This window comes from Sinomonas sp. G460-2, from assembly GCF_047759905.1.
Classification (GTDB): domain Bacteria; phylum Actinomycetota; class Actinomycetes; order Actinomycetales; family Micrococcaceae; genus Sinomonas.
The window spans coordinates 23,657-37,667 of record NZ_JBKZWT010000014.1 but is presented as its reverse complement, the minus strand read 5'-3'; the positions used below and the strand labels follow the sequence as shown (position 1 = coordinate 37,667).

The 14,011-nt window shown below is 68.3% G+C and carries 13 protein-coding genes; 5 read left to right on the top strand and 8 right to left on the bottom strand.

Annotated features, from left to right (window positions below):
* Positions 1–33: 33 nt before the first annotated feature.
* Positions 34–957 carry a DMT family transporter gene (locus tag ACLN58_RS03375; RefSeq protein ID WP_415853869.1) on the top strand — a complete coding sequence of 308 codons (924 nt, stop codon included), beginning with the start codon at positions 34–36 and terminating at the stop codon, positions 955–957.
* Here ACLN58_RS03375 and ACLN58_RS03370 read toward each other — a convergent pair.
* Both ACLN58_RS03370 and ACLN58_RS03365 read right to left on the bottom strand, forming a co-directional pair.
* Positions 954–2,045, bottom strand: a complete 1,092-nt coding sequence (locus tag ACLN58_RS03370; RefSeq protein WP_415853868.1) for a Gfo/Idh/MocA family protein — start codon at positions 2,043–2,045, stop codon at positions 954–956. The two genes, ACLN58_RS03375 and ACLN58_RS03370, sit on opposite strands and share 4 nt — an antisense overlap.
* Complete coding sequence (locus ACLN58_RS03365) at positions 2,032–3,027, bottom strand: squalene cyclase (RefSeq protein WP_415853867.1); 996 nt, start codon at positions 3,025–3,027, stop codon at positions 2,032–2,034. Before ACLN58_RS03365 ends, ACLN58_RS03370 begins: the two co-directional genes overlap by 14 nt.
* A gap of 135 nt (positions 3,028–3,162) precedes the next feature.
* On the opposite strand from ACLN58_RS03365, the gene ACLN58_RS03360 reads away from it, so the two are divergent.
* Complete coding sequence (locus ACLN58_RS03360) at positions 3,163–5,547, top strand: ATP-binding cassette domain-containing protein (RefSeq protein WP_415853866.1); 2,385 nt, start codon at positions 3,163–3,165, stop codon at positions 5,545–5,547.
* Positions 5,548–5,704: 157 nt separating this feature from the next.
* Here ACLN58_RS03360 and ACLN58_RS03355 read toward each other — a convergent pair whose 3' ends face one another.
* From ACLN58_RS03355 to ACLN58_RS03340, 4 genes are all read right to left on the bottom strand, one after another.
* Entirely contained in the window at positions 5,705–6,904 is a 1,200-nt protein-coding gene (locus ACLN58_RS03355) for an MFS transporter (protein ID WP_415853865.1), read from the bottom strand.
* A gap of 92 nt (positions 6,905–6,996) precedes the next feature.
* On the bottom strand, positions 6,997–7,620 hold the full coding sequence (locus ACLN58_RS03350; protein ID WP_415853864.1) for a TetR/AcrR family transcriptional regulator: 624 nt from the start codon (positions 7,618–7,620) through the stop codon (positions 6,997–6,999).
* A complete protein-coding gene (locus ACLN58_RS03345; RefSeq protein ID WP_415853863.1) occupies positions 7,617–8,213 on the bottom strand; it encodes a hypothetical protein in 597 nt (198 codons plus the stop codon). The genes ACLN58_RS03350 and ACLN58_RS03345 overlap by 4 nt, the downstream gene beginning before the upstream one ends.
* Positions 8,214–8,344: 131 nt before the next feature.
* Positions 8,345–11,080, bottom strand: a complete 2,736-nt coding sequence (locus tag ACLN58_RS03340) for a LuxR C-terminal-related transcriptional regulator (RefSeq protein WP_415853862.1) — start codon at positions 11,078–11,080, stop codon at positions 8,345–8,347.
* A gap of 111 nt (positions 11,081–11,191) precedes the next feature.
* On the opposite strand from ACLN58_RS03340, the gene ACLN58_RS03335 reads away from it, so the two are divergent.
* Positions 11,192–11,836, top strand: coding sequence for a hypothetical protein (locus tag ACLN58_RS03335; RefSeq protein WP_415853861.1), 645 nt, complete (start codon positions 11,192–11,194; stop codon positions 11,834–11,836).
* On the opposite strand, the gene ACLN58_RS03330 is transcribed toward ACLN58_RS03335, so the two are convergent.
* Together ACLN58_RS03330 and ACLN58_RS03325 are read right to left on the bottom strand one after the other, a co-directional pair.
* Positions 11,833–12,111 (bottom strand): DUF2277 domain-containing protein, encoded by a 279-nt coding sequence (locus ACLN58_RS03330; RefSeq protein ID WP_415853860.1) that lies wholly within the window; start codon positions 12,109–12,111, stop codon positions 11,833–11,835. The two genes, ACLN58_RS03335 and ACLN58_RS03330, sit on opposite strands and share 4 nt — an antisense overlap.
* 23 nt (positions 12,112–12,134) lie before the next feature.
* Positions 12,135–12,689 (bottom strand): TetR/AcrR family transcriptional regulator, encoded by a 555-nt coding sequence (locus tag ACLN58_RS03325; RefSeq protein WP_415853859.1) that lies wholly within the window; start codon positions 12,687–12,689, stop codon positions 12,135–12,137.
* Between the two features lie 37 nt (positions 12,690–12,726).
* Between ACLN58_RS03325 and ACLN58_RS03320 the strand changes: the two genes are divergently transcribed.
* The gene (locus ACLN58_RS03320) at positions 12,727–13,440 is read left to right on the top strand and encodes an MBL fold metallo-hydrolase (RefSeq protein ID WP_415853858.1); all 714 of its coding nucleotides are present in this window, start codon (positions 12,727–12,729) and stop codon (positions 13,438–13,440) included.
* 167 nt (positions 13,441–13,607) lie between these two features.
* Positions 13,608–13,997 carry a hypothetical protein gene (locus ACLN58_RS03315; protein ID WP_415853857.1) on the top strand — a complete coding sequence of 130 codons (390 nt, stop codon included), beginning with the start codon at positions 13,608–13,610 and terminating at the stop codon, positions 13,995–13,997.
* The last annotated feature ends 14 nt before the right edge of the window (positions 13,998–14,011 follow it).

Genomic DNA, 14,011 nt, shown 5'->3' with positions numbered 1-14,011 from the left:
AACCTGATGGCCGGGTACAACTAGATTGGGGGAGTGCTTGGTGCTGGGGCGAACGATCGGGGCGACGGACACGCGCTCGGGATCGTGTGCGTCCTGCTCGCGTCCATCTTGTGGGGAACCACGGGAACGGCGTCGGCGCTCGCGGGGTCGGTGAGCCCGCTCGCGATTGGCGCGGCGTCGATGGGCGTCGGCGGCGTCCTCCTTGCGGCGACCTCGGCACGGCAGATTGCTGCAAGCTCGCGGCTCATTGCCGCCTCGTGGCCTCTCGTCGTCGTCGGCGGTGCCGCCGTCGCCCTCTATTCGGTGGCGTTCTACACTTCGATGCGCATGGCGGGCGTGGCCATCGGCACGGCCGTGTCGATCGGCGGGGCGCCCGTGGCGTCCGCAGTCATCGAACGGCTCCTCGACAACCGGCGCCTGACCGTCCAATGGGCGTCGGGTGCGGCGCTCGGGGTCGCCGGAGCCGTTCTCCTGAGCTTCGCGCGCGGCGGTGCCGCGGGAGGCGAGGGCGCCCAGACGGTAGTTGGCGTGCTCCTCGGGGTGCTGGCCGCCTCAACCTATGCGGGGTACTCCTGGACGTCGCATCGGCTCATGCGACTTGGCGTCCCGTCCCGGGCGTCGGTCGGTGCGACGTTTGCGGTTGCGGCGGTGGTCCTCCTCGCCGTTCTCGTCACCGTGGGGCGACCGTTCCTCGACTCGTGGACCAATCTCGCGGTCGGCGCGTACCTCGCGGCCGTGCCCATGTTCGTGGGCTATCTGCTGTTCGGCTGGGGGCTGAGCCGCGTCGCGTCGAGCACCGCGACCACCGTCTCGCTCGCCGAGCCCGTGGTCGCCGCGGTGCTCGCGGTCGCGGTGGTTGGCGAGCGGCTCCCGTGGTTCGGCTGGCTCGGGATGGGCCTCATCGTCGCGTGCCTCGTGGCGCTCGCGCTGCCCGGACGACGGCGGTCGGCCGGCTAGCTCCGCGACCAGTCCTCCGCGGCCGTCGTGATGATCGACTGTTCGGCGATGGAGCGTTCGATCGCGAGGCCGACGACATGATCCTGGGCGGCCTGCGCGAGCGGGTACGGCGCGGGCCCGAAGCCCCGAACCCACTCGGCCGTCTCGAGCAGCATCGAGGACAGCGCGATCTCCTCGTCGTTGAAGCGCATGCCGACGAACGGATTGCGCCACAGGACCTCGCCGTCCAAGCTGAGGTGCGCGGTGTCGAAGCCCTCGTGGTCGAGTTCGTAGCCCGACTGCCGCCGCTCGATCCGGGACTCGAGGATCGTCTCTGCGTCGACGATCCGCACGAGGCGGTCGTTGCTGATCTCTCCCGTGCTTCCACGCAGGAGGAGCCTGCGGGACCTCAGATGATTGCGGGACTGGTTGTCGGTGTAGTCGTAGACCGCGCTCCGGCCGCTCTCGAATTCGAGCGTCGCGATCGTCGTCGTGGCCCGGCGGGGAGCCAGGTCGTGGGTCCACCCACCGCGGTCGGCGGGGAGCACCAGGGGACCCGCGAAGTTCCGTGCGCTCACGCTGGCCGCCTCGAAGTCGACGCCGAGGAACGTTCGGATGATGCTGGCCGCGTGGTAGAGGTGCGTCGAGGAGATCTGGACCGAGCTGAGCTCGCCGATGAGGCCGCGTTGTACGGCGGCGAGCCGCGCCGCGTGAGTGGGCAGGCGCATGTACTGCTCCGCGACCTGGACGAGGCCCGACTCGCCCACGCGCCCCCAGAGGCGCCGGAGGCCCTCGAGGTCCGGCGCGGGCGGTGTCTCGGAGAGGACGGCGACGCCCCTCGAGACCAAGGCCTCGATGACGCCAGGGTTGGCGTCCCAGCTCACGCTTGTGATCACGAACTCTGGGGAGCCGTCCTCGACGAGCTCCTCCGCTGTTTGGTACACGGGGACGCGCCACTGCTCGGCGACCTCGCGGCGGGTCTCCTCGCGCCGCGCCACGACCCCGACGAGCTCGAGCTCGCCCGGGAACCGGAGCGCGAGGCGAATGAAGTACTGAGCCCGAAACGCGGCCCCGATGATGCCGATGCGGACGGGCTCAGAACTCTGCACGCGGATTTACCCTTCTCGTGTCCCACCATTCCAGCGCCCGCATTCCATAGAACGTGAGCCATTTCGACGGCTCGCCGGGCGGGACGTCGACCTCGAACCACACCCGGCCGGGAAGGCGGGCCTCCTGCATCCACGTCCCGTCGGGCTGGCGCGCGGCCCGGATGAGCTCGACGGCGTCCTCCAGGCGCGGGTCGGGACCTGCGACGTCGTAGAGGGAGGCAGAGCGGAAGTAGCCGACCGCGTTGAGCGCGCTGAATTTCCAGCGGAACGGATAGGCAAACGTCGTGGCCCACGGGCCGACGATCTCCCCGGTGGTCGCCCGCCGAAGCAGTCCGCGCCGCAGGAGGTACTCCTCGCCGGCCCGCCGGGCCTCGCGGAGCGCCGTGTCTCCGCCCGTGGCGGCCTCGAAGAAGAGCAGGCCCTTGAGCGCGTTGAGCGTCGAGTGGAACGAGGAGCGCGTGGACCCCTCAACCCATTCGCAGTTCCATCCGCCCTCGTCCATCTGGTGGTCGAGGAACCATTGGGCGATCGAGGAGACGTCCGCCCCGAGCCACACGCCGTTGGCGAGCGTGGACGCGTTGATGCAACAGTCGACCTCGCCGGCCCAATAGGGGAGGCCGTTGTAGTCCCAGCGGCTGTTCGCCTCGAGCAGCGCCGCCGTGCCTTCGAGGCGGGAGGCATCCAGACCCCACTCCCGAAGCGAGTTGAGCGTCCAGGTCGTGGCCGTCCAAGGCTGCCCCGCGCCGTCGGCCGCTTCGGGGCCGTGGAAATCGAAGTCTCCGGGGAAGAACGAGCCGCCCCCCCACTGGCCGTCCGGGTCCTGCAGCGCGAGGAGCCGTGCCCCGAAGCCCTCGGTGGCGATTCGCCGCCGCGTCGCCTCCCACACGTCCTCTGGCGCACGCAAGAGATCGCGCTCGACCTGCCAACGCAGCGCGGGATCGGAGTCGATGAGCCAATCTGTGACGGAGGCAACCTCGGCCATTGCCTCAGCCTACCGGCGGGCGCCACGAAACGGGGCCGGTCAGGATTCGAGAAGCGCGAACCCATGTGCCGCCATAGCATGATCGACAGAGACATGGTGCCGGAAGAGCTACGCAGCCCACGAGAGGGAGAGACGATGAGCATGGCCACGAGTGCGGACGCGCGGCAGGCCGCGCCGCACGTCGCCGACAGCCACGACCTGATCCGGGTCCACGGCGCGCGCGAGAACAACCTCAAGGACATCAGCATCGAGATCCCGAAGCGCCGCCTCACGGTGTTCACGGGCGTCTCGGGCTCGGGCAAGAGCTCGCTCGTCTTCGACACGATCGCCGCCGAGTCGCAACGGATGATCAACGAGACCTACAGCGCGTTCCTGCAGGGGTTCATGCCGTCCCTCGCCCGACCGGACGTCGACGTCCTCGAGGGGCTGACGACGGCGATCATCGTGGACCAGGAGCGGATGGGGGCCAACGCGCGTTCCACGGTCGGCACGGTGACTGATGCCAATGCGATCCTGCGAGTGCTGTTCAGCCGCCTCGGCTCGCCCTACGTCGGGCCGCCGACCGCCTTTTCGTTCAACGTTCCGACCCGAAAAGCGAGCGGGGTCATGACGAGCGCGACGGGGGAGAAGACGATCGTGCGCGAGGCCATCTACCACGGAGGCATGTGCCCGCGATGCGAGGGGCGGGGTACTGTCTCCGACATCGACCTCACCCAGCTGTACGACGAGACCAAGTCGCTCAACGAGGGCGCCATCCTGGTTCCCGGCTACACCGCGGACGGGTGGTTGGTCCGGACCTTCAGCGAATCGGGCTTCGTCGACGGGAACAAGCCCATCCGTGACTATACGGACAAGGAACTCCACGCGTTCCTCCACAAGGAGCCGACCAAGATCAGGGCGAAGGGCATCAACCTCACCTACGAGGGGCTGATTCCGAAGATCCGCAAGTCGATGCTGAGCAAGGACATCGACTCGCTTCAGCCCCATATCCGTGCGTTCGTCGAGCGTCTCGCGACGTTCGCGCCGTGCCCAGAATGCGGCGGCACCCGGCTCAGCGAGGGTGCGCGCACGTCAAAGATCAAAGGCCTCACCATCGCCGACGCCTGTTCGATGCAGATCACGGATCTCGCAGAGTGGATCCGCGGGCTCAGCGAGCCCACGGTGGCGCCGCTCCTGAACGCCCTCGGGGAGAATCTCGACGCGTTCGTCGAGCTGGGGCTCGGATATCTCTCCCTCGACCGGCCGTCGGGGACTCTTTCGGGTGGCGAGTCGCAGCGAATCAAGATGCTCCGGCACCTCGGTTCCTCGCTCACTGACGTCACCTACGTCTTCGACGAGCCCACGATCGGGCTGCATCCCCACGACATCCAGCGCATGAACGAGTTGCTGCTGCGCCTCCGCGACAAGGGGAACACCGTCTTGGTGGTCGAGCACAAGCCCGAGATGATCGCGATCGCCGATCACGTGGTCGACCTCGGGCCCGGGGCCGGCTCGGGCGGCGGCACGATCTGCTTCGAAGGAACGATCGACGGCCTCCGGGGCAGCGGCACGGTCACGGGCCGGCACATCGAGGACCGCGTCACCGTGAAGGAGGCGGTCCGCACGCCGTCCGGCACGCTCGAGGTGCGCGGGGCGAGCATCCACAACCTCCAAGCGGTCGACGTCGACATCCCGTTGGGCGTGCTCGTCGCCGTGACCGGGGTCGCCGGCTCTGGCAAGAGCTCGCTCATCCATGGCTCCGTGTCGGGGCGCGAAGGCGTGGTCGCGATCGACCAGAGCGCCATCAGGGGCTCGCGTCGAAGCAACCCGGCCACGTATACGGGCCTGCTCGAGCCGATCCGCAAGGCCTTCGCGAAGGCCAACGGGGTCAAGCCCGCGCTCTTCTCGGCCAACTCCGAGGGCGCCTGCCCAACGTGCAACGGCAACGGCATGATCTTCACGGAACTCGGGTTCATGGAGACCGTGTCCACGCCGTGCGAGGACTGCGGCGGCAAGCGCTTCCAGGCCGAGGTGCTCGAGTATCGCTTCGGTGGCCTGAACATCGCGGAGGTGCTTGACCTTCCGGTCTCCGAGGCCCACACCTTCTTCGGGAAGGGCGGGGCGAAGACGCCCGCAGCCGCCGCGATCCTCGCTCGGATGGAGGACGTGGGGCTCGGCTACGTGAGCCTGGGTCAGCCGCTGACGACCCTCTCCGGCGGCGAGCGGCAGCGGCTCAAGCTGGCCAACCAGATGGGTGAGCAGGGCGGGGTCTACGTGCTCGACGAGCCGACGAGCGGCCTCCACCTCGCGGACGTCGAGCAGCTGCTCGGCATGCTCGACCGGCTCGTAGACTCCGGCAAATCGGTCATCGTCATCGAGCACCACCAGGCGGTCATGGCGCACGCGGATTGGATCATCGACCTCGGGCCCGGCGCGGGGCACGACGGCGGCCGGATCGTGTTCGAGGGCACCCCGGCGGAGCTTGTCGCGGCGAAGTCGACGCTCACCGGCGAGCACCTCGCGGCCTACGTCGGCGCCTGACGGCCCTCGCCGGGGCTCGAGCGTGTGGATTTCGCGCCGCCCCGCGAGGATGATGGAAGTGCTTGAGAGGCGTGCGTGCGCCCGGGAGCGGACCAAGGTCCAGAGGCTCCCGGGCGCGCCTTCGTGAGCGTCGCCGTCGCCCGCTCCCGGCGAGCCGTCAGCGGGGGCGCCGGAGGGACCCCGCCGCGGCGAATGCCGCCGCCATGAGCGCGACGATGAGCCAGAATGAGCCGAGCAGCCCCGTCGACTCGGCGAGGAGCCCGATCACGGGCGGGCCCGCGAGGTTCGCAAGGTAGCCGATCGAGGCGACGACGCTCACGCGCGCGGCGGGATTCGGCCCAGTTTCGGCCGCCGAGGACATACCGAGCGGGAACCCCATGGACACGCCCACCGCCCACAGGACGACACCGGGCAGCGTGAGCCATGCCGTGCCGCCGAGGATGAAGAGGGCCAGGCCCACGATGCCGAGGGCCGTGGTGAGCTGGATGGTTCGGACGCGCCCGAGCCGATCGACGATCGGGCCGCCGAAGATGCGGGCGAGCGCCTCACCGGTCGCGAACACGGTGAAGAAGAGGGCGGCGACCGCGGCGGTCTCGCCGTGGCTGTTCTGAGCGGAGAGGGTGAGCCAGTTGTTGGCGGAGCCTTCGCCGAGCTCGACGCCGAGCATGACGACGCCAATCAGCAGGAGCCTCCAGTCCGTCCAGCCACGGAGCCACTGGCGCATCTTGTCGGCCCGGCCCAGCGGGGCGCCGTGGTCCTCCTCGCGGGTTCCCGCGGGGATCGACCCGGACATCGCGAGCGCGACGGTCGCCACGACGATCGCCTCACCGATGAACTGCACCGATGGCGTGACGCCCAGCGCAGCACACGCCGCGCCGATCCCAGACCCGACGGCGGCGCCCACCGACCACGCGGCGTGCATGAGCGGCATGAGCGTGCGCCGGGCCGTGCGCTCCACGGCGGAGCCTTCGACGTTGATCAGAACATCAAGGGTGCCGATGCCGAGGCCCGTGACCGCGAAGGAAACGGCGACGAAAGGCAGCGCCCCCGTGATCACCGAGAGGCCCATGAGCACGAGTCCCGACGCCACGAGGAGAATGGACCCCGTCACGCTGCGTCGGCTGCCGAGCCAGTGCAGGAGCGGCGTCGCGAGGACGAGTCCCGTCACGGAACCCACCGTGACGCATGCCAGGAGGAGCCCGATCGTCCCGGTGTTGACCCCGAGACCGGCCGTCACGGCAGGGAGCCGCGGACCCCACGCAGATACCGAGATCCCGCCCAGCCCGAAGGCGGCGATAATCGCATTGCGCCAGCGCGTGAGCGAAGTGGCGCCGGCGAGGACTGAGGTATCGGCCATGGTCTCCTGCCCGGGACGGTCAAAAAACTTTCCAGTGGAAAGTTACCGTTTCGATGGTACGCGGAAGGCCAGGGGCCGGCGCAAGGGGCGCCCTAATCCCGGTCCGGCAGCATCCTCTCGAGGAGGGACAGAGCGCGCCCGACGTCGACCGCCTCCGGGTCCAGGAGCCACTGCACCTGCAAGCCGTCCGACGCCGCGATAATGAGGGAAGCCACGTCCGCGGGGGAGAGGTCCCTCGAAACCCGTCCCGCTCGCTGGCCCTCCTCGACCTCGGCAGCGATGCTCGCGCGGAGCGCACGGAATCGCTCCCGCACGAACTCCTGCGTCTGCGGATGCTGCTCCTGGAGCGCATCTGTGGTGAGCGTTGCGTAGAGCTGGACCAGGCCGGGGATGGCGCGATTGTGCTCAGCCGTTTCGGACATGGCCCGCACGGGTTGCGCTTGGTCCGAGGAGGGCTCGGGGGCCGTGCCGGCCTCGTGGGCCCGGTATACCTCGATGAGAAGCTCGTCGCGGGACGAGAAGTAGTGCCGCAGGGCGGTGTGGGAGACGCCGATGGCCTGGCCGAGGGAGCGCAGCGATGCCGCGTCGACGCCGCGCTCCGCGAAGAGGGCGATGGCGCTTTCAAGGATCTGCTCGCGACGCAGTGCACCCTTGGCGCCCAGACGGCGCTCGGGGGCGCCGCCGTCGTCGTTCGCCTTGCCTGAAGCGGTCGTCACGCGACCATCGTAGGCCTCGCGACTTCTTTGAGGTGCTTCAGGATGTTGTAATACCAGTTGAGACCGCTCGCGGGATCGTGCCATTTCTGAATCTCGGGCCAGCGCTCCTCGAGATTCCAGATCTCGATGGATTCGATGTCGTTATTGGCGGGGGATTCCGGGAAATTGGCCTTGATCTCTGAGTATTTCTTGATTTTCCGGGCCTTGATTCCTTGGGCTGCGAGGGCGGCCTGGTGAAGCGATTCCGCGGTGAGGTGGCCGCAGATCTCCTCAAGGCGATTCGGCTCCGCCCTGAAATACGCGGCGCCGTATGCCGCTCCCCACGACTGAGTTCTGGCGTTCTGCGGCAGCGGGCCGTAATTCGTGGCTTCTAGCCATTCCCTCGCGGCGCCGACACCCAATGACTCGTGATGCCTCAGCCAGCCCCCGGGAAGGCAGTCGCCTCCCGCGCCGGGGAGCGCCGTTCCGTTGACGTAGACAACGCCGTCACCATTCTCGTGACGGAAGAAGTAGCCCTTTTCCCGTTTCTTGCAGACCAGGACCGAGGTGGTGCCGTCGGACAGGGCCGAATATACGCACGCGTATGCCTTCAATTTTGCCCCCATGTTCCCGTGGCGCTCGCTCTTTCGGCGCCAGTCCCATCGATTTCAGAAGCTACGCTCCCGCCGCATGTGCACCGCCCAGACCGCGGAAACCTATCAGAGCTGATAGGTCCGCCTGTGGGCTAGCGGAGCTCCCTGCGGGAGCGTGCGCCCGTCTTGGCCAGGATGTTGCGCATGTGGAACGCGGCCGTCGCGGGCGATATGGAGAGTTCCTCCGCGATCTCACCGTTGGTCCAGCCGTCCCGCGCGAGGCGGTACACCTCGCGTTCCCGCGCCGACAGGTCTGCGGGAAGCATCTGGGGAGTCACGGGCGCCTCGCCCAGCGTTTGCGTCGCGATCTGCCAATACGGGACGGCGCCCAGTTGCTTCAAAGCGTCCCGGGCGGCCCTGAGATTGTGGTGGCCTGCCGCCGTGCCGCCCGCGGCCATCTGCGCGCGTCCGAGTGCCTTGCGCGCCCGGGCGGCCGGAAGCGGAAAAGTGGTCCGGGATGCCGCGCGGTGGTAGCTGCGGATCGCCTGGGCATAGAGGCCAAAGGCTTCGTGAACTCGTCCCTCGAGCCAGTCGAGGTCCCCGTAGGGAAGGGGCTGGCCGGGCTCGAGGGCGCTCCGGAAGCGGGCAAGTTCGCGGTCGGCCGTCTCTGCTTGGCCGAGCGCGGCGAGCGCCTCGATGCGGTAGGCAACAATTCCGTGGCTTTGCAGTCCCGCGGAGGCGAGCGTCGAGGGAGAGAGGACTTCCAGGATGCGTTCGAAGTCTCCGCGGCCCCGTGCGGCCTCGGCCCGAGCTACCAGTTCGAACAGTGGCCCGCCGCTGCTGTACTGCGGAACTCTGGCCGCGCCCATCGCGAGCAGGCTGGCTTCGGTACTCTCGGCGTCACCCTCAGTTGCAGCCATCAGGGACCGCAGCGCATGCACGAGCGGTCGAACCGAGATGTCGATCGAGTCCAGCATCGTCATGGCCGCCGTCGAGAGGAGGGATCGCGCGTCGTCGTACCGTCCCAGCAGCCAGTAGGCGAGGATCAAGAGGCACCGCGCTTGGCCCAGAGTCCAGCCGCCGCCCGCGACGAGGGCCACTCGAAGGGCGCGCTCAAGGAGGGCGATGCTGACGGCGATCTCGCCCCGTCTGACGTGCACGCCGGCGAGGCAGGTCAGGGCGTCCACGAGGCCCGGAGACGGCGGCGCGCTCTCGGTGAGTTTCGTGAGGGCCGCAAGTGCGGCCGGCATCTCTGCCACAGATCCCTGACGGGCCGTGTTCACGAGGGCGAGCGCGGCCGCGCGGAGCCGAAGGTCGAGGGGGCGGTAGAGGGGGAGGAGGCGCGGGTCCTGGGGGCTGCGGCCGGGAAGCGCGTCGATGCATTTCGACGCGAGATCGAGGATCGGGCCGACGCCACTGTAGTCCTCACGAACCATTCGCGTGACGGCGGCCAGGAGTGCGGCCTCCGCGCGCACGAGGGGCGCGTCGGGAAAGTCTGCCGGTCGCGCCAGTAGGTGTCCCAAGACGTCCTGGGCTGCGTCGGCGTCGCCGGAGATCTGTAGCGCGTTCGCCAACGCGAGGTCCCTCACGGGGGACCCGGGCATGTGGCGCATTGCGGGAATGAGGTCGAGGACGAGCTGGGTCGCACTGTGTGAGACGGCGAGGAGGCAGGCTTCGAGGAGGATTTCGTCGCGGTCCGCGGCGACGGAGAGCTCGGCGGCTCGCCTCAGGCAGCGAACTGACTGATCAACCCTGTGGGCCGGCGCGGTGGCCGCACTCATGCGGACGTGATCCAAGAGGGCAGGCCCGATGCTCTCCGTCGCCGCTAGCTGCAGCTCGAGCCGTCGGAGCCCGTCGTCAGTCAGCTCTGCGGCCGTTGTCAGGATGTCGGTCGCCGTTCCGCGGTCCAAGGACGAAGCCACTTCATCGGCGAGCAGGCTGTCCCGCACGGCGACGGTGCCATCGCTCCGGCGGATCAGCACGCCCGAATCGATCGCGGCATCCAGGTCCGCGGTCATCCCCAGGCGTCCGGCGAGGGCGATGACTTCGGCCTGCGGCGTGGGCGAGGAGAGCACGCTGCAGATTTCGACGGCGTGGCGCACGGACTCCGCTGCTGCGGGCGGCATCTCGAGCGTCGCCGATAATGTCCCATTGAAGCCCACATGCCAGTCCCAGTGCTCTCCAGGCGCCGCCGCTTCGGCATCCGAGACGCACGCGTCGATCAGGGTGAGCAGCCCTCCGGACCGTTCCCGAATGCGTTCTGCGAGGCGGAGCGAGATGCTGCGGCCGGAGGTCTCCGCCACATAGGCCCTGATCTGCGGCGCATCCAGCGGTTCGAAGGCGATCTCGCGAACGAGCCCCCAGACGGTGGGGTCGGGGCCTCCGAGGGGCGTGGCTGCCTCCCGAGCCGAAGGGCGGCCAAGGACGACGACGATTGAGCGCAAGTAGGCGAGGCGAGAGACGACATACCTCGTGAACTGCAGAGACTCGCTGTCCGCCCACTGCAGGTCGTCAAGGATGAGGCAGACGTGCCCTCGACCGCCGGCCTTGCGCTGCAGGCGAGCCAGAGCGTCGAGCGCGATTTCCGTTTTCACGGCCGTGTCCGCAGACGGCGTCGGACCGGACGGACAGCCGGCCGCTCGAGCCAACCTGTCGGCGAACGCATAGGGCACGTCGGCCTCGAACGGATCAGCGGCCACCCGGACACCGCGCTGTCCCGCCAGCTCTAGGACCTGCCGCGACCAGACGCTCTTACCGGTCCCATGGACCCCGAGCCCGAGCGCGAAGGTGCTGGGGTACGAGGACGCGACCCGGAAGAACTCGGCAGGCTGATCGTTCGGGGACAGCCCTGCGTGCGGAACACCGCGCGGCGAGAACCCACTCTTCACGCGCTGATTATCCAATCTCGGAGTCCTCAGTTGGCGGAATTCTTGGTTCATGACCTGCTGAGGGCGCTGCCCTGTTGCAGGCCGTCGGGGACGCTGACAGGCTTGGCGCCTATGGAGCTGTTGGCGCGCGTGGGGGAGAGGGAGACCCCGCGCACAGCGCTCGTACTCCTCGAGGGCGTCAGCGATGTCGCGGCCGTGCGTGCACTCGCGTCCGCCCGTGGAGTTGATCCCCAGCGAATCGACCTCGTCGATATGGGCGGCGTGACGAATGTCCGCCACGCCCTCACGGAGGCGACTCGCCGTCGTCCGGAGGCGGACGTCGTCGGCTTGTGCGACGCGGGCGAGGCGCATTTCGTCATCAAGGCGCTTCGGGCCGTGGGGCATCCGGTGAGGGATGCAAGCGACCTCCCTGCGTACGGGTTCTTTGTCTGCCAGTCCGACCTCGAGGACGAGCTCATCCGGGCTCTCGGGACGGCTCGCACGATGGCGGTTGTCGAGAAGCTGGGTCTCAGTGCCAAGCTTGCGACCCTGCGGCAGCAGCCTGCGTGGCAGGGCCGGCCCCTGGCGCACCAGCTGCACCGTTTCTGCGGGGTCGCTTCAGGCCGCAAGGAGTTGCTTGCCGGTGAACTTGCCGCAGCGCTGGCGCCAGGTGAAGAACCAGAGCCGCTCAGGATGTTGGTCGCGAGGATGCCTCAAGGCCTTGCGACGCCCTCAACAGCGGGGGAGCGACCCTGGTACTGGGGAGGGTCGCGCTAGGCCGTTGCGTACCGCCCGGACCGTACGGCACGTTCGTGCGCCTTCGCGGCTTCCTCCTCGCGGTTCTTGGGCGGCGTCGTGGCGACCAGATCGTCGAGAAGATGTTGGGTGAGGTGGGCGATCTCGTGTACGGCGCGGTCGAACGCGTCCTGGTTCGCTTTCGACGGCTTCGTCGTGCCAGCGATCTTCCGCACATACTGCAGAGCGGCGGCGTGAACTTCCTCGGAGGTGGCTGCTGGCTCGAAGTTGTGAAGCGTGTGAATGTTACGGCACATGCTCCGACGATACGCCTACGCCTTCACAGGGCCCGCACGATCCGTTCCAGCCCCCAGGCCCAGGAGCGGTCGACGTTCCCGCCCATCTGGAACGACTCGGCCAACTCCATGGTGATGAATCCGTTGGCCCACGCCGTGACGAGCCGTGCCGCATCCAGGGCCTGCTCATGGCCAACGAGTGCCGAGCACGCCGAGAGGACAGGGGCGACGGCGCGTCCCCTCGCCGTGCGCGTCAGGCCACTCGCCTCCCGTGCGAGGCCGAAGATCAACTCGTAACTCTTCGGGCGTCCGTGTGCGAAGGAGCGCAGGGCGTTCGCAGCCGATTTCAGCTGCTCCCGCGGGTCAAGGATGCCCTCGGTCGCGTGCCGCAGCTCCCGAGCCAGATCTTCGACGGTGGTTTCCACTACGAGGTCGACGAGCTCGCCGCGGTTGCGCACGCGCTTGTAGAGCGACGGGGCGCGAACCCCGACCCGCTCCGCAACGGCCTGCATGGTGAGCCCGCTCATCCCGCGCCTTTCGACGAGCTCGCGCCCTGCCGCCACAATCGCCTCCTGCGTGGTCTTTTCTGGCGCGGCCATCTTGATCTCCTCTCGATGGCTAATTATCGTAGCCTTCATGGAACTCGCCCCGCAACTGCGCCGCATTGGCAATGACATCGTCGCCGCCCACCTCATCGTCGCCGACGACGGCATAACCCTCGTCGACACCGGCCTGCCAGGACATTACCGCGACCTCGTGCGTGAGCTAGGGGAGATCGGGAGGCCGATGTCCGACATCAAGGGCATCGTGCTCACCCACGGCGACAGCGACCACATCGGCTTCGCGGAGCGACTCCGGAGCGAGCTCAACATCCCGGTCTACATCGGCGCCGAGGATGCTGACCGCGCGAAGGGAGCCAGACCGCCGGCCACGCCGAAGGATCCGCGCCGGATCGGTCCAATGATCCGCTTCTTCGCGTACGCGATCAGCAAGGGTGGATTGCGTATTCCGCCGCTAGGGGAGGTCATTCCGGTTCAGGGTGGCGACATCCTGCCTTTGCCGGGCTCGCCTCGGGTCATCGCCATGCCTGGCCATTCGCCGGGAAGCATCGCCGTCTACGTCCCGGCGGTGCGTGCGGTGTTCGTTGGCGACGAGCTTACGACTCGCCATGTGCTGACCGGCGTCGAGGGCCCGCAGCCGGCGCCATTCACGGACGACCAGGCCGGATCGTCGTCGTCGATCGACAGGCTCGCCGGCCTAGATGTTGACTGGGTCATCCCGGGTCACGGCGCGCCGTGGCGCGGAGATGCGCCGTCGTTGATCGCCGCCTATCGCGCAGCGGAGGGCTAGCCGGCGGTCGGATGAGCGCGAGGTGCGGCCTCTCTCGCTAACTGGCAGAGGCGGGTATTCATGAGACGGGAGTGGCTCGGTGAGGGCTGTCCCGCTGAGCCTCTCTGACTTGGGCCTTGCGCGGCTGGATCCGCGCATGATGGTCGGAGCTGTGGGAACATGCGCTCATGTCCTTTGACGTGTTCTTCCAGCGCTTCAGAGACGGCGACGGGGCCACCGGCGGCGGCGAACAAATGCGGCAGGTGCTTCAGCCATTCATAGTGCGTGAGGACCGTGACCTTGGCTTCGCGCTCGTCGAGTACGGAGACGGCTCGGCCGATGTCTATCTTGGTGGCGGTGGCGTCGCTGGCATGATGGCTAACCACATCTCCGGGGAGCGGCCGTGGGGACTCCTCGTCGAAGGAGCACGGGCGGCGGATTGGGTAATCCTTCCGGTGGGATGCCCGACGTGCATCACGGATGAGGGACAACGTGGGCATCTGCCCGATGGTCTCGACGAAGACGTGGTACTTGTGCGGTCCGGAGATGAGCTGCTTCGAGTGATCCGTTCTTCCTGAGAGCTCGTATGGGC